19 protein-coding genes are annotated in these 17,883 nt (G+C 64.7%); 8 read left to right on the top strand and 11 right to left on the bottom strand.

The features are described from left to right. Window positions 1-28: 28 nt before the first annotated feature. Window positions 29-538 carry an Hsp20/alpha crystallin family protein gene (locus EOD29_RS10430; RefSeq protein WP_067322042.1) on the bottom strand — a complete coding sequence of 170 codons (510 nt, stop codon included), beginning with the start codon at window positions 536-538 and terminating at the stop codon, window positions 29-31. Between the two features lie 89 nt (window positions 539-627). Further along, window positions 628-1,104, bottom strand: coding sequence for an Hsp20 family protein (locus EOD29_RS10425; RefSeq protein ID WP_127246674.1), 477 nt, complete (start codon window positions 1,102-1,104; stop codon window positions 628-630). Between the two features lie 348 nt (window positions 1,105-1,452). Between EOD29_RS10425 and groES the strand changes: the two genes are divergently transcribed. The 3 genes from groES (at window position 1,453) to htpG (ending at window position 5,612) form a co-directional block, all read left to right on the top strand. Beyond that, window positions 1,453-1,767, top strand: coding sequence for a co-chaperone GroES (gene groES, locus EOD29_RS10420; RefSeq protein ID WP_066992870.1), 315 nt, complete (start codon window positions 1,453-1,455; stop codon window positions 1,765-1,767). 52 nt (window positions 1,768-1,819) lie between these two features. Further along, window positions 1,820-3,448, top strand: a complete 1,629-nt coding sequence (gene groL / locus EOD29_RS10415) for a chaperonin GroEL (protein ID WP_066992865.1) — start codon at window positions 1,820-1,822, stop codon at window positions 3,446-3,448. Window positions 3,449-3,719: 271 nt separating this feature from the next. Continuing rightward, window positions 3,720-5,612: a molecular chaperone HtpG gene (gene htpG, locus EOD29_RS10410; RefSeq protein ID WP_127246673.1), complete on the top strand. Its 1,893-nt coding sequence runs from the start codon at window positions 3,720-3,722 to the stop codon at window positions 5,610-5,612. 160 nt (window positions 5,613-5,772) lie between these two features. Here the strand turns inward: htpG and EOD29_RS10405 are convergent, their stop codons facing one another. After that, window positions 5,773-7,395: an ABC-F family ATP-binding cassette domain-containing protein gene (locus EOD29_RS10405; RefSeq protein ID WP_095824639.1), complete on the bottom strand. Its 1,623-nt coding sequence runs from the start codon at window positions 7,393-7,395 to the stop codon at window positions 5,773-5,775. Between the two features lie 216 nt (window positions 7,396-7,611). On the opposite strand from EOD29_RS10405, the gene EOD29_RS10400 reads away from it, so the two are divergent. After that, window positions 7,612-7,938: a GYD domain-containing protein gene (locus EOD29_RS10400; RefSeq protein ID WP_164747035.1), complete on the top strand. Its 327-nt coding sequence runs from the start codon at window positions 7,612-7,614 to the stop codon at window positions 7,936-7,938. A gap of 28 nt (window positions 7,939-7,966) precedes the next feature. Here the strand turns inward: EOD29_RS10400 and EOD29_RS10395 are convergent, their stop codons facing one another. The 4 genes from EOD29_RS10395 to EOD29_RS10380 form a co-directional block, all read right to left on the bottom strand. Further along, window positions 7,967-8,710 (bottom strand): 2OG-Fe(II) oxygenase, encoded by a 744-nt coding sequence (locus EOD29_RS10395; RefSeq protein ID WP_127246672.1) that lies wholly within the window; start codon window positions 8,708-8,710, stop codon window positions 7,967-7,969. 464 nt (window positions 8,711-9,174) lie between these two features. Beyond that, a complete protein-coding gene (locus EOD29_RS10390; RefSeq protein WP_245475306.1) occupies window positions 9,175-10,215 on the bottom strand; it encodes a patatin-like phospholipase family protein in 1,041 nt (346 codons plus the stop codon). An 86-nt stretch (window positions 10,216-10,301) separates the two neighbouring features. Next, complete coding sequence (locus tag EOD29_RS10385) at window positions 10,302-10,829, bottom strand: hypothetical protein (protein ID WP_127246671.1); 528 nt, start codon at window positions 10,827-10,829, stop codon at window positions 10,302-10,304. Window positions 10,830-10,834: 5 nt separating this feature from the next. After that, complete coding sequence (locus tag EOD29_RS10380) at window positions 10,835-11,257, bottom strand: OsmC family protein (protein WP_127246670.1); 423 nt, start codon at window positions 11,255-11,257, stop codon at window positions 10,835-10,837. Window positions 11,258-11,462: 205 nt separating this feature from the next. On the opposite strand from EOD29_RS10380, the gene EOD29_RS10375 reads away from it, so the two are divergent. Beyond that, window positions 11,463-12,707: a cytochrome-c peroxidase gene (locus EOD29_RS10375; protein WP_127246669.1), complete on the top strand. Its 1,245-nt coding sequence runs from the start codon at window positions 11,463-11,465 to the stop codon at window positions 12,705-12,707. Between the two features lie 182 nt (window positions 12,708-12,889). Next, a complete protein-coding gene (locus EOD29_RS35885) occupies window positions 12,890-13,033 on the top strand; it encodes a hypothetical protein (protein ID WP_164763732.1) in 144 nt (47 codons plus the stop codon). 88 nt (window positions 13,034-13,121) lie between these two features. On the opposite strand, the gene EOD29_RS10370 is transcribed toward EOD29_RS35885, so the two are convergent. Beyond that, the gene (locus tag EOD29_RS10370) at window positions 13,122-13,709 is read right to left on the bottom strand and encodes a dihydrofolate reductase family protein (protein WP_127246668.1); all 588 of its coding nucleotides are present in this window, start codon (window positions 13,707-13,709) and stop codon (window positions 13,122-13,124) included. A gap of 105 nt (window positions 13,710-13,814) precedes the next feature. On the opposite strand from EOD29_RS10370, the gene EOD29_RS10365 reads away from it, so the two are divergent. Both EOD29_RS10365 and EOD29_RS10360 read left to right on the top strand, forming a co-directional pair. Continuing rightward, window positions 13,815-14,231 carry a helix-turn-helix domain-containing protein gene (locus EOD29_RS10365; RefSeq protein ID WP_127246667.1) on the top strand — a complete coding sequence of 139 codons (417 nt, stop codon included), beginning with the start codon at window positions 13,815-13,817 and terminating at the stop codon, window positions 14,229-14,231. Between the two features lie 136 nt (window positions 14,232-14,367). Then, complete coding sequence (locus EOD29_RS10360; RefSeq protein WP_127246666.1) at window positions 14,368-15,090, top strand: 3-keto-5-aminohexanoate cleavage protein; 723 nt, start codon at window positions 14,368-14,370, stop codon at window positions 15,088-15,090. A gap of 40 nt (window positions 15,091-15,130) precedes the next feature. Here the strand turns inward: EOD29_RS10360 and EOD29_RS10355 are convergent, their stop codons facing one another. From EOD29_RS10355 to EOD29_RS10345, 3 genes are all read right to left on the bottom strand, one after another. Then, window positions 15,131-15,532 carry a GFA family protein gene (locus EOD29_RS10355; RefSeq protein WP_095801529.1) on the bottom strand — a complete coding sequence of 134 codons (402 nt, stop codon included), beginning with the start codon at window positions 15,530-15,532 and terminating at the stop codon, window positions 15,131-15,133. A 78-nt stretch (window positions 15,533-15,610) separates the two neighbouring features. After that, window positions 15,611-16,603 carry an adenosine deaminase gene (gene add / locus EOD29_RS10350; RefSeq protein ID WP_067325419.1) on the bottom strand — a complete coding sequence of 331 codons (993 nt, stop codon included), beginning with the start codon at window positions 16,601-16,603 and terminating at the stop codon, window positions 15,611-15,613. 136 nt (window positions 16,604-16,739) lie between these two features. Further along, a complete protein-coding gene (locus EOD29_RS10345; protein ID WP_067325422.1) occupies window positions 16,740-17,798 on the bottom strand; it encodes a Gfo/Idh/MocA family oxidoreductase in 1,059 nt (352 codons plus the stop codon). Between the last annotated feature and the right edge of the window lie 85 nt (window positions 17,799-17,883).

Genomic DNA, 17,883 nt, shown 5'->3' with positions numbered 1-17,883 from the left:
CCGTCGGTCCAACCCCTGCATCCAGGCATCAGCTCTTGATTTCGATACGCTTGGCCTGCGACTGCGCCTTCGCGGTCTTGGGCAGCATTACCGTCAGCACGCCGTTCTTGAAGCGGGCATCGATCTTGTCTTCTTCGATCTCGTAGCCCAGCGGGATTCGACGCTCGAAGCGGCCATAGATGCGCTCGGAGAACTGCCGCTCCTTGTCCTCCGTCTCGGAGCGCTTTTCACCCTTCAGCGTCAGCACGCCATCATCAAGCAGCACCTCGATGTCCTTCTCGTCCAGGCCCGGGACTTCGGCCGCCACCTTGATCTCCTTCTCGTTGTCGGAGATCTCAACGCTCGGCCAGCCGGCACCAAAGGCTGATACGCCGCCTAGGGACGGCAAGCCGGAACCGAAGCCCCGGAAGACGTCATCGAACAGCCGATTCACCTCGCGATGCAGCGACAGGAAAGGATCGCGTTCGCCGTCGCGGAAGACACTTGGAACCTGGTTACCATTGTTTCGGCCCCAGGGAATCAGATCACGAACACTCATTTTTTCCTCCTTTCTGTTCATCCGGAAGACAAGGCCCACAAGCGCCGGGAACATCACCCGGCGCTTGGCGCAAAGCGCGGCGAGAAGGCTCAGGCCGCCTTGTTGTCGGCCTCGATTTTCTTTGTCGCGGCCTTTGGCGATGATTTGTCCGCCGTGATCTCGATCCGGCGCGGCTTCATTTCTTCCGGGATCTCGCGTTTGAGGTCGATTGTCAGCAGGCCGTTGACGAGGCTCGCATCGACGACCTTGACGTGATCGGCAAGCTCGAAGCGACGCTGGAATGCGCGGCCGGCAATGCCGCGATGCAGGTACTCGCCGTTGTCCTCGCCTGCCTTTTGGCCAGAAACCATCAGCATGTTCTGCTCCTGGGTAATGGCCAGTTCGTCCTGGCTGAAGCCTGCCAGGGCCATGGTGATGCGGTAGTCGTCCTCGCCGCCCTTGGCGATATCGTAGGGCGGCCAGTTGTCAGCGGTTTCGATGCGGCTTGCGGTCTCGAGCGCGTTCAGCATTCGATCGAAGCCGATGCTCGACCGGAACAGGGGAGAAAAGTCGAAACTGGTTCTCATAGCTACATCCTCCATTGAGCAACATAGATACGAGGAGCGCCAAGGCAGCGGCGCTCCTTGACCTTGCCGGCCACATCAGGCGCCGGCAGGTTCGATTTGGGAATTGATTCCTTTGCCGTCAAGAGGTCCGGGGCGCGCCCGTCAAAGCTGCATAATTACCTTTGTTTTCACGGCGCTAGCACTCGGCTGTTGCGAGTGCCAAAAAATTTCTTGCGGCCTCTTGAAACCGGCGCGTGCAAAACCAAATCCACATGCGCGAGGCCGAAAGGATCGCGAGCCCCGCTCCGGTCCCTTCCGGTCCGGAGTGGAGGAACCTCTCAAAATCTGTTTGTCCCGAAGGAGAACGATATGAAGTTCCATCCATTGCATGACCGCGTTCTGGTCCGCCGCGTCGAGGCCGAGGAGAAGACGGCCGGCGGCATCATCATCCCGGACACGGCGAAGGAGAAGCCGCAGGAAGGCGAGATTATCGCCGTCGGTTCCGGCGCGCGCGACGAGAGCGGCAAGCTCATTCCCCTCGACGTCAAAGTCGGCGACCGCATCCTGTTCGGCAAGTGGTCCGGCACCGAGATCAAGCTCAACGGTGAAGACCTGCTCATTATGAAGGAAAGCGACGTGATGGGTGTGGTCGAGCAGACATCGGCGTTGGGAAAAGCGGCTTGAACCGGCCCAAACCGATCGGTCAATGAAAGGTGCCTGCTGAAGGAGTGTTCCAATGGCTGCCAAGGAAGTGAAATTCCATTCCGACGCCCGCGACCGCATGTTGCGCGGCGTCAACATCCTCGCCGACGCGGTGAAGGTCACGCTCGGCCCTAAGGGCCGCAATGTCGTCATCGACAAGTCGTTCGGCGCTCCGCGCATCACCAAGGACGGCGTCACTGTCGCCAAGGAGATCGAGCTCGAGGACAAGTTCGAGAACATGGGCGCGCAGATGGTGCGCGAGGTCGCCTCGAAAACCAGCGATATCGCCGGCGACGGCACGACCACCGCGACCGTTCTCGCCCAGGCCATCGTCAGGGAAGGTGCCAAGGCCGTTGCCGCCGGCATGAATCCCATGGATCTGAAGCGCGGCATCGACAAAGCCGTCGAGGCTATTGTTCAGGAGTTGAAGACCAACGCCCGCAAGGTGACCAGAAATGACGAGATCGCCCAGGTCGGCACGATTTCGGCCAATGGTGATGCCGAGATCGGCCGTTTCCTTGCTGAGGCGATGCAGAAGGTCGGCAACGAGGGCGTCATCACCGTCGAGGAAGCCAAGACCGCCGACACCGAGCTGGAAGTGGTCGAAGGCATGCAGTTCGATCGCGGTTATCTCTCGCCTTACTTCATCACCAATCAGGATAAGATGCGCGTCGAGCTCGAAGAGCCCTATGTGCTGATCCACGAGAAGAAGCTTTCCAACCTGCAGGCGCTGCTGCCGGTTCTGGAGGCGGTGGTTCAGTCGGCGAAGCCCCTGCTCATCATCGCGGAGGATGTCGAGGGCGAGGCGCTCGCGACGCTGGTGGTCAACAAGCTGCGCGGCGGCCTGAAGGTTGCGGCCGTCAAGGCTCCGGGCTTCGGCGACCGCCGCAAGGCCATGCTGGAGGACATCGCCATCCTCACCGGCGGCACCGCTATCAGCGAGGATCTCGGCATCAAGCTTGAGAACGTCACGCTGGAGATGCTCGGCCGCACCAAGAAAGTGGTGGTCGAGAAGGAGAACACCACGATCGTCGATGGCGCCGGCAAGAAGGAGGAGATCCAGGGCCGCGTCGCGCAGATCAAGGCGCAAATCGAGGAGACCACCTCGGACTACGATCGCGAGAAGCTGCAGGAGCGTCTGGCCAAGCTCGCCGGCGGCGTGGCTGTGATCCGCGTCGGCGGTTCGACGGAGGTCGAGGTCAGGGAGCGCAAGGACCGCGTCGACGATGCCATGCATGCGACGCGCGCGGCGGTCGAGGAAGGCATTCTTCCGGGCGGCGGCGTGGCGCTGCTCAGGGCCGCCAATGCGCTCGACGCGGTGGCTGCCGACAACCCCGACCAGAGATACGGCGTCGACATCGTGCGGCGCGCCATCGAGGCGCCGGCGCGTCAGATCGCCGAGAACAGCGGGGCGGAAGGCTCGATCATCGTCGGCAAGCTGCGCGAGAAGACCGATTTCGCCTATGGCTGGAACGCCCAGACCGGCGAATATGGCGATCTTTTCAGCCAGGGCGTTATCGATCCGGCCAAGGTCGTGCGCACCGCGCTGCAGGATGCAGCCTCGATCGCCGGCCTGCTCGTCACCACCGAGGCGATGGTCGCCGAGAAGCCGAAGAAAGAAGCGGCACCCGCCATGCCCGCCGGCGCCGGCATGGACTTCTAGGACGCTGGGGAGGCGCGGCGCCGACACAGCCAATCTCCCCCGACAGGGTTCAATTGGGGGAGATTGGTCGGCAGGGCAAAAGGGAGCGCGAGGGAAACGGCACCCTTCTGAATTGACAAGAACCGGAAAAGCGAGAAAGCACTCCGCGACAGATCGGCTGGCGGGACGCGCCCCCTTTGTCCTGTCGGACATCTCCCCTCATCGGCGGAGATCGGCAGCTTCGACACGCCGCGGCGCGACGGGCCAGAGTTGCTATGTGGGAAGATTCTGAATGACGACGGATACCAAGACGACGGAAACCAGGACATTCGAGGCGGATGTCTCGCGGCTGCTGCACATGATGGTGCATTCGGTCTATTCGGACCGGGACGTCTTCCTGCGCGAGCTGATCTCCAACGGCGCGGACGCGTGCGAGAAGCTGCGCTTCGAAGCGATCACCCGTCCCGAGCTGCTGGGCGAGGACGCAAAGCCGCGCATCACCATTTCGGCCGACCCCGACAACAAGCAGCTTGCCGTCGAGGACAACGGCATCGGCATGGGCCGCGAGGAGATGGCCGAGGCTCTGGGCACCATCGCACGCTCCGGCACCCGTGCCTTCATCGAGCGCGTCGAGGCCGGCAAGGCGACTGAGGACTCGCAACTCATCGGCCAGTTCGGCGTCGGCTTCTACTCCGCTTTCATGGTGGCCGATCATGTCGATGTCATCAGCCGGCAGGCCGGCAGCGAGGAAGCCTGGCGCTGGTCTTCCGACGGCAAGGGCACCTACGAGATCGCTCCCGTGCCGCTTGCGGCAGCTCCCAGGCGCGGCACGCGCGTCGTGCTGCATCTGATGGACGATGCGAGTTCCTACACCACGCCTTACCGGCTCGAAGGGCTGGCGAAGTCGCAGTCCGGCCACGTGCCGGTGCCGATCACGCTTGTTGAGAAGCCGGGCGCCGAGCCGCGCGATGTCGCCGACGGCACGGCGCTCTGGGTGAGGCCGAAGAGCGACATAAAGCCCGAGGAATATACCGACTTCTACCGCAGCATCGCCGGCCAGTATGACGAGCCGGCCGCCACCATCCACTTCCGCGCCGAGGGTCGGCACGAATACAGCGCGCTTGCCTTCGTGCCGGGCTCGCGTCCGTTCGATCTCTTCGACCAGGACCGCAAGGATCGTATGAAGCTCTACGTGCGGCGCGTCTTCATCACCGACGATGCCGACGTGTTGCCGCGCTATCTGCGCTTCGTGCGCGGCCTGGTCGATTCCGCCGATCTGCCGCTCAACGTCTCGCGCGAGATGATCCAGGAAAGCCCGCTGCTCGCCGCGATCCGCAAGGGTGTCACCAACCGCGTCCTCGGCGATCTTGGCAAACTCGCCGATAACGATGCCGAGGCCTACGCCAAGATCTGGGAGAATTTCGGCGTCGTGCTCAAGGAAGGCATCTACGAGGACTACGAGCGGCGCGAGCAGCTGCTGAAGCTCGCCCGCTTCCGCTCGACCGCTTCCGGCGAGACGCTGCGCAGCCTGGCCGATTATGTCGCCGCGATGAAGGAAGGGCAGAAGGCGATCTTCTTCATGGCCGGGGAAGACCGCGCCCGGCTCGAGGTCTCGCCGCAGCTCGAAGGGTTCCGGGCGCGCGGCATCGAAGTGCTGCTTTTGACCGATCCGGTCGACAGTTTCTGGACGACGATGGCGCCGGAATTCGACGGCAAGCCGTTCAAATCGGTGACGCAGGGCGCGGCCGAACTGTCGGAGATCCCGCTGCTCGACACCGCGTCCAAGCCGGATGCCGAAATCTCGTCCGAAATCGCGACCTTCCTGGCCTTCGTGAAGACGGCGCTGGGAGACGAGGTCTCGGACGTGAAGGCCTCCGACCGCCTGACCGAAAGCGCGGTCTGCCTGGTCGCACCGGAGCACGGTCCCGACCGCCAGTTCGAGCGGCTGCTCAACGCCGCCGGCCGCCTCGACAAGGCGGCCAAGCCGATCCTCGAGATCAACCCGCGGCACGAGCGCGTCACGGCGCTGGCGAAGCTCGGCGACGGCGAGCGCGCTTTCAAGGAAGACGCCGCGCATCTGCTTTACGACGAGGCGCGCGTGCTGGACGGCGACAAGCCAGCCGATGCCAGGGCGTTTTCGGCGCGGCTTGCTCGCCTGATCGAGCGCGGTTTGGCGAGGGAGTAGTGGGGGCGTTGGGCGCCTCACGGAGCCCGGATCCTGCCGTGACTTCTCACGAGGAGGCGGCGCAAGGGTGAGATCGGTCGCGATCCTTCGCGCCCCCCTCTGTCCTGCCGACGGGTCAAGGCTTCTCCACGCTACTACGCTCGGAGGTCAGAGCGCCGCCCTACCCCCTCAGCCCCGGTGCCTCTTGCCCCGTCCTGGCGACATATTCCGTATAGCCGCCGCCATAGGTGTGGATGCCATCCGGCGTGAGCTCCAGCACGCGGTTCGATAGTGCGGACAGGAAATGGCGGTCGTGCGAGACGAACAGCATCGTGCCTTCATATTGCGCCAGCGCCTCGATCAGCATCTGCTTGGTCGCCATGTCGAGGTGGTTGGTCGGCTCGTCGAGCACCAGAAGGTTCGGCGGATCGAACAGCATCAGCGCCATGACCAGCCTTGCCTTCTCGCCGCCCGAGAGCACGCGGCACTTCTTCTCGATCTCGTCGCCGGAAAAGCCGAAGCAGCCGGCTAAAGCCCTGAGCGGCGCCTGGCCGGCCTGCGGGAAATTGTCTTCCAGCGTCTGAAACACGGTGCGCTCGCCGTCGAGCAGTTCCATGGCGTGCTGGGCGAAATAGCCCATCTTGACGCTCGGACCGCGCGCCACCGAGCCCTCATCCGGCTCGGAGGCGCCGGCCACGAGCTTCAAAAGCGTCGACTTGCCGGCGCCGTTGACGCCCATCACGCACCAGCGCTCGCGGCGGCGGATCTGGAAGTCGAGGCCGGCATAGATCGAGCGGCTGCCATAGGATTTGTGGATGCCCTTCAGCGTCGCCACGTCCTCGCCGCAGCGCGGCGCAGGCTGGAACTCGAAGGCCACCGTCTGGCGACGCTTGGGCGGCTCGACGCGGTCGATCTTGTCGAGCTTCTTCACCCGGCTCTGCACCTGGGCGGCGTGCGAGGCGCGCGCCTTGAAGCGCTCGATGAAGGCGATCTCCTTGGCAAGCATCGCCTGCTGGCGGTCGAACTGCGCCTGCAGCTGCTTGTCGGCCAGCGCCCGCTGCTCCTGGTAGAATTCGTAATTGCCGGAATAGGAGGTGAGCGCGCCGGCGTCGATCTCGATCACCTTCGAAACGATGCGGTTCATGAACTCGCGGTCATGCGAGGTCATCAGCAGCGCGCCGTCATAGTCCTTGAGGAATTTCTCCAGCCAGATCAGGCTCTCAAGATCGAGATGGTTGCTCGGCTCGTCGAGCAGCATGACGTCGGGCCGCATCAGCAGGATACGGGCGAGCGCGACGCGCATCTTCCAGCCGCCGGAGAGTTTTGCAACGTCGCCGTCCATCATCTCCTGGGAGAAGCCGAGGCCGTCGAGCACCTCGCGGGCGCGGCCGTCGAGCGCATAGCCGTCGAGTTCCTCGAAGCGGTGCTGCAACTCGCCATAGCGCTCGATGATCGCGTCCATCTCGTCGGCGCGGTCGGGATCGCCCATGGCGTGCTCGAGCTCGCGCATCTCGGCTGCGACGGCGCTCACCGGGCCGGCGCCTTCCATCACCTCGGCGACGGCGCTCATCCCCTCCATGTCACCGACATCCTGGCTGAAATAGCCGATGGTAACGCCGCGATCGACTGAGACTTGGCCTTCGTCCGGCTGCTCCTGGCCGATGATCATGCGGAAGAGCGTCGTCTTGCCGGCGCCGTTCGGGCCGACGAGGCCGACCTTCTCGCCCTTCTGCAGGGCGGCCGAGGCTTCGATGAAGACGATCTGACGGCCGTTCTGCTTGCCGATATTTTCGAGACGGATCATGGGGCGGTCCGGGAAACTGCGCTGAGATGGCGGGATTTGCCCGGGGCATACGCGAATGAGGCTGCGGAGGGAAGAGGCAGAAGCGCCGCATCCGCGCGCTCGGCTATTCCTTCGAGGCAGAACCCAGCCGCGGTGAAATTGATTGGCGTCGCCGACCGATCGAGCGCTTAGTGCTGGAGCCAACCACTTGATGGGCTCTGGCAAGGGAGGTCAACCATGGCCATGTACCTGACGCGCTTCAGCTACACGCCCGAGACCTGGGCGCGAATGATCGAAAACCCCGAGGATCGCCGCAAGGCAGCCAGCTCATACATAGAATCGGTCGGCGGAAAGCTGCACGGGTTCTGGTACGCGTTCGGCGAACACGACGGGTGGAACCTGTGGGAGGCGCCGGACAATGTTTCGATGGCGTCCGTCGTGCTCGCCATCGGTGCCGGAGGGGCACTCAGCTCCTGCGAGACCACCGTCCTCCTCAGCGTCGAGGAGACGATGGACGCGCTAAGCAGGGCGAAAGCGATCCGTTATCGGCGGCCTGGAACGTAGAGCCGAGAAAAGCCGCCTCGGAGGGGTGTCACCTCGCGTCGTGGAAGATGATACCGAGCGTATGTCGCCTGCCCGAGCGCAGGCGGCTGACGCCGTGGCGCAGGTTGACGCGATAGTAACCTCGCGTGCCCTCCACGGGCCGGTTGTGCACGGCGAAGATCACCGCGTCGCCGCGCTTGAGCGGCACCACCTCGGCGCGGCTCTGCATGCGCGGGCGCTGCTCGGTCAGCACGAATTCGCCGCCGGTGAAATCCTTGCCGGGTTCGGAGAGCAGGATCGCCACCTGCAGCGGAAAGGCGAGCGCGCCATAGAGATCCTGGTGCAGACAGTTGAAGTCGCCGGGGCCGTATTGCAGCAGAAGCGGCGTCGGCTTGGTTTGGCCCTCGTCGTGGCAACGCTTTAGGAAGGCGGCGTGGTCGGAAGGGTAACGGAGCGCGGCGCCCATCTTCTCGTTCCAGCCATTGGCGACGCCGGCGAGCCATGGATAAAGCGCAGTGCGCAGGCCCTCGATCAGATCAGGCAGCGGATAACGGAAATAGCGGTACTCGCCCCTGCCGAAGCCATGGCGCGCCATCACCACATGGCTGCGGAAATGTTCTTCGTGCGGATAGAGCGCGGCGATTTCGGCGCATTCCTCCGGCGAAAGCAGGCCGGGCACGACAGCGCAGCCCTGGGCGTTGAGCTCGGAGACGAGCGCGCGCCAGTCCTGCGCGGCGACACGGGATTCGGCGGAGCGTCCGGCGCGTTTGGTGTTGAGGGAATGGACAGTCATGAGCGCCTCCTTTGATGCCATCAAAGTGGGGCGGAGGCGAAGCGGCGGCCACCCGATTCCTGCGGAAATGGCGCGACCTTTACGGCGAACCAGCCGCAACGAAGCCCGAGCGGCCCTGAGCGCGGCGGAATGCCTGCTGCAGGCGCGGGTTGAGGCGACCGCGTCGCGGCCGGCCTGGATGGTCCGCTCGACCTGCTCCGGCGTCAGCCTCAGCCGGGTCGGGATGACGTTCAGCGCGGCTGCCTCGTCTGGCGGCAGGTCGGCGAAGGAGACCAGTTCAACCACCATCTGGACGTCGCGGCACTTCCAGCCGGACAGGCTGCCGCGGTAGCGCGCTACCACCGCCGCCGGCAGGCTGCAGCGATATTTGACCAGCTTTTCGCGCCACAGCCGGAATTCGAGCTTGAGGGAATCGAATTCGTCGCGCACCGAGGACGCGATCGAGGTGCCGGCGGTGGCGTCGATCATGTCGACCCCGGTCCCTGCTTGACCTTGACCCAGTCGGGTTCTTTCCTGCGGCCCGCATCGGCAACGATCATGATCAGCGTTCGCATCCTCACCGCCGCCTGCGGCGACAACGGGCTGTGCGGACTGCCGGCGATGTCGAGCGATTCCGCGAAGCCGACCACCGCGGTGTTGTCGGTCAATCCGCCGTCGAGCAGCTTGATGTAGTTGACGCGGTCGTTGTTCTGGTAGGACTCCATGGCGCGAGCCGCGGCCTTGACCCGTTCCGGTGCCTCCGGATCGTTGAGACCGCGTTCGATCCAGTCCGGCTGCTTGTAGTTGCATCTAGTTGTCGGCGTGGTCGTCGAGACGACAACCGGCGCGAACACCGCGGGGAACGCCGCCGAGGCCGCCACCGCATCGGCGATACGAAGCTTGTCGAGATCGCTGCAGATGGCCGCGAAGCGGTCGTAGGTGAAGCCGAAGGCCGTGCCGTTGTAGATGTCGGATGCGTGGATCCAGACCAGCGGGGCGCCGGGACGTCTGAAGGCGCTGTAAGTGGCACCGTCGAACAGGTTCCTGTCCAGCCACGCAGCAAAGGTGCTGCGGTCGTTGACGCCGCCCTTCCACAGCCGCGCCAGATTGGCCGGAGCGAGCTTGGCGGTGTGCAGCGAGCTCTCGGCATCGCGCAGCAAGAAGCGCTCGCGAAGCTCGCGGTAACCACGCCCTTTGTAGCCGAGATAGGCCGCCGTCACTGCACCGCCAGAAACGCCGCCGACGACGCGCACCTCGTCGATCAGCGTATGCGCTCGCCCGCCGCTGCCGACCTCGACAGCGTCGAGCGCCTGAAGCACGCCATAGCTGAAGGCGGTGGCGCGCGTGCCGCCGCCAGAGAAGGACAGCGCGACCACGGTCGACCCGTCGGCGGGAGCATCGGGAATGTAGTCCGGCGAGCCAGGCCCGACTTGCGTCACATGGGTGTTGATGGGCTCGACATCATTGGCGACACATCCGGCCAGCAGCGCTGCTGCCAACACAAGCAAGCCCACACGCCAACGCATCGAGGTCCCCCCGATCGCCCGTTCCCGGCCTCAGTCTATGCGCAGCAGGCAGAGCAAGGCAACGGCCAGCCCCGGGGTCCTTCACCTCAAGCGTTCCGGCGGTACCCCTCCAGTTCCGGATCGAGATCCACCTTCACTCCATTGGTGAAGACGCAGGTCGCCACCATGATGCCGGCGAAGGCGACGAGGTTGACGAGCAGCGTTTCGTCGTAGCGCGCCTTCAGCGCGGCCCAGGTCTCGTCGGCAACGGAATTGGCGTCGGCGGCGAGCACCGTGCCGAAGGACATCAGCAGCGCTTCGTCCGGGCTGGGTTCGATCGCGTCCGGATCGAGGCCGGAATCGATCAGCGCGCGGCGGAAGAAGGTAACCGGGATCTCGGCGCGCATCGTCTCGGCGATCGCCTTCGAAAACAGCCAGATCGCCCGGTCTTCGAGCGTCGGACGCAGGAGATCGCGCAGCGTGAACCATTCGGCGTAGATGCGGTGGGCGGCCGGCGAGTGAAGCAGGATGCGCTTCATGTTGGTCATGCGGCCGCGCAGCGCAAGCTCCCGGTCATGCTCCGCGCGGATTTCGTCGGAGGCGGTCGCATAGTCGATCGCAGAGAGATGCGCCACGGCCCTCATCCCAGCGTCGCGTGCAGCGCCGGCGCACCGCGCAGCGTGTTGGAGACGGTGCAGATCGTCTCGGCGTCCTCGACGATGCGCTGCTTGGTCGCGGGGTCGAGGTCGCCGGCAATCTCCAACCGGATATTGAACCTTTCCACCCGCGCCGGCTCGTCCTTCGCCTTCTCGCCGCCGACATCCGCCCTCACCTCGCCAAGTCGGTCGGCGACGCCGAGGCGGGTGGCGGCGATGCGGGCGCTGAGCACCATGCAGGCGGCCAAGGAGGCATAGAGCAGGTCGAGCGGGTTGAAGCCCGGCGCGCTGACCGCAGTCACCACATCGACCGTGCCGCCGGTCGGCGTCGTTACCGCCGGCAAGCCGCCCGGCGGCAGCACGGCGCAGGCGCCGGTAGCACGGGTTCTGATCTTCAGCTCGCTCATCGAAAGTCCTTCGTCCGGTTTGGAGGCCATTGATAGCGGACGGGAATTTATTTCGGCAACCATCCAGGGTGCAGCTACGGTTCTCTTCGTGCGAGGATGTCCGTGGAGGGCTGATCTGCCGCGTTCCGGCTTGGCAATTTGCCTCCGCCAGTCAACAATCCGCGGCACCGCGCTGCTGGGCCAATGGCAAACGGGATTGAGGGTCATGACACCACGGAGATTTGCCACGCTCGCCGCTCTCGCCGGCGCCGTGCTTTGGCCCGCCGCCGGCCAGCCGGCAGATGGCGTCCATCCTGGCCCGATGTCACGCACGCAAGCCTTCGCACGCGCCGAAGCACTGACGGCGCTCGGGCGAAAAATGTTCTTCGACCCATCGCTGTCGGCTTCGGGCAGACAGGCCTGCTCGTCCTGCCACGATCCCAACCACGCCTTCGGTCCGGCCTCCGCCGCGCCGGTCGAGATGGGCGGGCCGAACCTCGACCGGCCCGGCCTGCGCGCCGTGCCGTCGCTGCGCTACCTGCAGGCGGCGCCGGCCTTCACCGAGCACTTCTACGACTCCGAGGACGAGGGCGACGAAAGCGTCGACAACGGCCCGACCGGCGGATTGACTTGGGACGGGCGCGCCGACCACGGCAAGGACCAGGCGAGGATCCCGCTGCTGTCGCCCTTCGAGATGGGCAACAAGGATGAAGCTGCCGTGGTCGCCGCCTTGCGCAAAGCGCCCTATGCCGATGCGTTCAAGGCGGCGTTCGGCGCGGATATTTTCGACCATCAGCAGGATGCCTTCGACGCGGCGGTCGAGGCGCTCGGCACCTTCGAGCAGAGCAGCGCCGATTTCTACCCCTATTCCAGCCGCTACGACGCCTTCCTTGCCGGCAAGGCGCAGTTGACCGCGCAGGAGTTGCGCGGCCGTGCGCTGTTCGAGGACGAAAACAAAGGCAATTGCGCGAGCTGCCATCTGAGCGAGCCGGCAAATGACGGCGAGCCGCCGCAATTCACCGATTACGGCCTGATCGCCATCGCCGTGCCGCGCAACCAGGCGATCCCGGCCAACGCCGATCCCAATTATCTCGACCTCGGGCTGTGCGGGCCGCTGCGGGCCGACTTCAAGGGCCGGAGCGAGTATTGCGGCCTGTTCAAGACGCCGACCCTGCGCAATGTCGCGCTGCGCAAAAGCTTCTTCCACAACGGCCATGTCCACTCGCTGCGCGAGGCTGTCGCCTTCTACGCCACTCGCGACACAGATCCCGGCCGCTGGTATCCGAAGAACGCGGACGGCACGGTCGAGAAATTCGACGATCTGCCAAAGGCCTACTGGGGAAACCTCAACACCGACCCGCCCTTCAACGGCAGGAAACCAGGCGAGAAGCCGGCGCTGACCGACGCCGAGATCGACGACATCGTCGCTTTCCTCGGCACGCTGACCGACGCGGACCAGGCCGGGCAGTAGGGCGGCTAAAAGCTCTCCGCGGACTTCCCCGGCCAAAATAATCGGTGGACGCGTCTTGTTTGTGTGGCTTCCGTCACAGACCGACAGAAAGCATCTGCTACATTGGCATCCCGTCAGAGCGGGGGCTCAAATGAGATTCGTAGGTGCAAGAACCGACTCATCATAGCTGGGCGGTGCTCGACATGGCCAATGACAAGCCCGCCGAACATGCCGGGCGCGCGCTCATCGGTCTCACGTCGCACGAAGCCCGGCGGTTCGCCGCCGCGGTCAACGACGAAGCGGGGTCTCGGGAAACCAACGCGCTGGCGTCGCACCCAGGCGGGTAAGGCATGGCACCGACGGTTCGCAATTTGCCGGGAAACGACAACCGAACAAGCGGTTGAGACGGCGTGCTGCCAGATTGATTCAAGTGCCTCACCCCGCCGACGCGTAGCGGTTCACCACCATGCCGCAGGCATAGGCCTTCGAGCCGGTGAGCTTCAGCCTGGCGAAGCCCGCCTGGTCGAAGATGCGACGGCCGGCACCCAGCACCGCCGGGTTGATGAAGAGCTGGAATTCGTCGACCAGCCCGGCGGCGATCAGCGCCGAGGCGAAGCCGGCGCCGCCGAACACGGCAATGTCGCCGCCCTCGCTCGCCTTCAGCGCATTGATCTCGCGCGGCAGATCGCCGCTCGCGACCCTGGTACGCTCCCACCGCGACGCCTTGAGCCTGTCGCTCAGTACCACCTTGTCAGCTGCGATGATACGCTGGGCAAAGGCATAAAAACGGTCTCGCGGAAATTTCCTCGCCGCATTGCCCCAGTGATTGAGGTAGCCCTCCTCGGCCATCTTGCGGCTGAGCAGAATCGTGTCGACGGTTGCGAACACGGCATTGAAGTCCTGCTTGAGCTCGTCGTCCCAGTCGCTCTCGTCGCCCCATTCCCAAAGCTGCCAACGACGGTTCTCGTCGGCGCCGACGAAGCCGTCGACCGACATCTGCATTTGCAGGATGAGCTTTTTCATTGCGCGGTCCTCTCGCATCTCCAAACACGGTTTACTTTTGAAATCATTTGACGCGCGAATGGAATGATGTCAATTGAAAAGTGATTTACAAATGGAACTAATTTCATGTCGACCAAGGAAAGGTCCGGCTGCCCGATCAGCCTGTCGCTCGAGCTCATCGGCGACCGCTGGACGCTGCTCATCATCCGCGACCTGGCCTTCGCCGGGAAAAGGCATTTTCGCGAGTTCCTGCAGTCGAACGAAGGCATCTCGTCGCGCACGCTCGCCGAGCGGCTGCAGATCCTGGTCGACGAAGGCGTCCTCACCCGCAGCGACGACCCGACCCACAGGCTGAAAGCGATCTACCGGCTGACCGAGGCCGGCATCGACCTTTTGCCGATACTCGCCACGCTTGGCGCTTGGGGCAGCAAATATCGAAAGGCGGATGAGGATTTGGCGCGGGTTTCCAAGGAACTAGCGGCAGGTGGCCAGCCGGCGCTGGAGCGGATGAAGAAGAGGTTGAGGAAGGAGCATTTTGGGTAAGGCGTTCCACGCCGCCAATTGCCCAAAGTCGAGTTCTACGGCGAAGGATCGCGGCGTCGATAAGATCCTGCCCGCAGGTTCCGTTTCCCGTCTATGCTCCCCTGCGCTAGACTCCGCCTGAACAGGATCGACCGCCATGATCGTCCAGGCCTGCATCAACGGCGCCCGCGGCGCGGATTTCCACCCCGCCCTGCCGCTCGACCCGGATGCCATGGCACGCGACGGCGCGGCCTCGGTTGCGGCGGGTGCCGTCGAACTGCATGTGCATGCGCGCGGCGCCGACCGGCAGGAAAGCCTTGCCCCGGAAGCGATGGACCGGACGGTGACGGCGCTGCGCCGCGCCTGCCCCGGCACGCTGATCGGCATTTCGACCGGCGCCTGGATCGAGAAGGACGACAGGCGCACGATTGCCGCCATCGCCGGCTGGCATGAGCTGCCCGACTACGCCTCGGTCAATCTCAGCGAGGCGGCGGCGCCCGAAGTGATGGAAGCGTTGCGCAACCGCGGCGTCGGCATCGAGGCCGGGCTGGCGTCGATCGGCGATGCGCTCAGGCTGGCCAGCCTCGATCATGGCCGCCGGGTGCTGCGCGTCCTGATCGAGATTTCCGAGCAGACGCTGGAGGAGGCCTTTGCCGTCGCCGACGGCATCGAAACGCTGCTGCAACGCGAAGGCATTCACCGCTCGATCCTGCTGCATGGCGAGAACGCGACCGTGTGGCCCTTCGTCGAGCGGGCGGCGGCGCGGAAGTTTTCGACCCGTGTCGGGCTCGAGGACGGTATGGAGTTGCCTGATGGGACGGTGGCGGACGGGAATGCGGCGCTGGTGAAGGCGGCGGTGAGGATCTATCGCCGGGCTTGACTTGGCTCCTCGCCCCCTGGGGAGGACCCAAGGCCAAAAGTCAGCCGAACTTCGTCAGCGGCTTGGCGGTTATCTCGACCCATTCGCAGCGCCGGCTACGGTGGTAGAAGGATTGGAAGGGCGGCGGGAACGACGGATCCGCGAACGCCCCTACCGGAATTGCAGTTAGGCCGGGCTGCGTGTCGATGCGATAGTGCACTGTGGTCCCGCAATCAGGGCAGAAGCTGTAGGTTATCTGCCCGCCCTGCTCGCCGGTGCGCGTGAACTGCAGCGCGCGCCCGTCTATCGTCACATCGGCCTCGGCAAAGCGCACATTGTAGCTGAAGGCGCTGCCTGTGCGCCGCTTGCAGTCGAGGCAATGACACACCGAGATGCGCACCGGCTCGCCCGCGCAGGTGGCCGACAGCTGACCGCAGGAACATTCGGCGCGTCGCGTGACCATGCTGGCTCCTTTCGACCGAGTCTCGGCACCTTATGCAGTTCGGCGGCGTGGTGAAAGCACCTATCCGCCGAGCGTCGCCTACCCCTGCCAGGCCGTCAGATCCGCCAGTATCCGCGCCTTCACCGCCGGGTCGGCGTAGCTCGCATGCACCGATGTCGCGGCGAGCTGGCGGATGGTTTCACTGTCCCAGGCGAAGGTCTCGGCGCAGGCGGCGTAAGAGGCTTCGAGCGTCGTGCCGAGCAGCGCCGGATCGTCGGTGTTGATGGAGACGGGAACGCCGGCTTTGCGCAGAGCGTCGATCGGATGCTCGGCAAGCGAAGGATAGACGCCGAGTGCGATGTTGGAGATCGGGCAGACGCCGAGCGGAATTCGCCTCTGTGCGAGCAGGTCGACCAGAGCCGGCTCCTCGATCGCGCGAACGCCATGGTCGATGCGATCGGCGCCAAGCAGCTCGATGGCGTCGCGAACGCCCTCGGGACCGCTCGACTCGCCGGCGTGGACGGTGCGTCGCAATCCGGCCGTGGCGGCGCGGCGGAACGCCTCGGCAAAGCGCGGACCGGTGCGCCCGGCGGCCGCCTCGTTGCCGTCGATCGAAAGGGCCACGACGCGCGGGTGCCTGATCCTGCTCAGCAACTCCACCAGTTCGATGGCGTCCTCGGCCGACTGGGTGCGCAGCAGGCTGATGCAGAGCCCGACCGGTGGGTATCCATCCTGCTCGGCCGCCGCGAACCCGGCATCGAAGGCGTCGATCATGCCGGCGATGTTCCGGTGCCAGTGCGGCCAGTGAGTCGGATTGACGATGACATCGGCGTAGCGCACGCCGCTCTTGGCCATGCGCCGCGCAAATTTATAGGCGGTGATGGCCAGCTGCTCGCGCGTACGAAACGTGCCGCACAGCCAGTCGAGCATTTCGAGGAAGCTCTTCAGATCATGCGCCTCGAAGAGCCTGTCGCGCGGCGCGCGCAGCGGGATGCCAGCCTCCTCGCAATTCCTGATCACGTCGTCGGCCTCGAAGCAGCCCTCGACGTGGATGTGCACTTCGGCCTTCGGCAACCCGATATAGTCGGTCAATGAACCCTCCCGAGCTTTGTGGCCGCATCAAATCACGAAAGGCGAGATCAAGGCTTCAAGAAATGATTGAAAGATTTGTGTGATGACAGCCCCCCCGTTGCGGGCCCGTTGCGGGAGGAGATCGGCAGCTTCGGCCTCACTGCGTGTCCGCGTGGGCCCTCAGCTCGGCGCGCTTTTCGTCCGACACCACCGCCAGATCCAGCACCTTCTGCAGACCAGCCGCATGGCGGAAATTGGGCTCGGCCTGCACGCCGCTTTTCACCGCCTCGACGAAGCGCTGGTAGTTGGTCGGCACGGTGCCGGCGTCGAGCTCTTCCCATTTGGCGTCCTCGACATTGGCACCGATGCAGCCCTTCAACATCGAGCCATTGAGATTGTGCACCACCTCGATGCCGCCCTTGTCGCCATAGATGCGCAGCCTGAGCTCGTTGAGATGGCCGCTCGCCCAGCGGCTGGCATGCACCACGCCGAAGGCGCCGTTGGCGAAATCGAGCGTCATGGCGAAGCTGTCATTGGCGTCGAGCTGGTAGTCGCCGATGCGGTTGCCCGGCGCCTTGTCGAAGGCGCGCAGCCGGCAGAATACGTGGTCGATATCGAGGGCGGCGCCATAGCTGGCGAAGTCGAGGATGTGGATGCCGACGTCGCCGAGCACGCCGTTTGAGCCGTGGCCGCGCGAGAGCCGCCAGAGCCACTTGGGGTCGCTTCGCCAGTCGCCCCAGAATTTCGATACCAGCCAGCTCTGCAGATAGGAGGCCTCGACGTGGCGCACCGTGCCGATCTCGCCGGCCTGCACCATTTGTCGCGCCTTCTGCAAAGGCGCGACGTTGCGGTAGGTGAGGTTGACCATGTTGACGACGCCGGCGGCTTCCGCCGCATCGGCCATCTCGCTTGCCTTGCCGAAATTCTCGGCCAGCGGCTTTTCGCAAAGCACCGGCTTGCCGGCGGCGATCAGCGCCATGGTGGTCGGGTGATGGATGCGGTCGGGCGTGACATTGGCGACCGCGTCGAAACCGTCCCAGTCGAGCGCCGCCTCCAGCGAGGTGAAGCGCTTCGGGATCTTGTAGGCGTCGGCATACTCGCCGACGCGGGCTGGATCGACATCAACGGCACCGACGATGTCGACGCCTTCGATAGCGCCGAAGCGGCGGGCATGCTCCTGCGCCATCCAGCCGGTACCGAGTATCAAAAGCCGCATTTTGCTCCTCCAGAGGAATTGGTTCGATTCAATGATATGAGGCGGGCGATCTAATTGTTGCTTGTACGCAATCCCAAACAGAAAA

The organism is Mesorhizobium sp. M1A.T.Ca.IN.004.03.1.1, from assembly GCF_003997555.1.
GTDB lineage: Bacteria > Pseudomonadota > Alphaproteobacteria > Rhizobiales > Rhizobiaceae > Mesorhizobium.
This window is presented reverse-complemented; position numbering and strand designations above follow the sequence as displayed.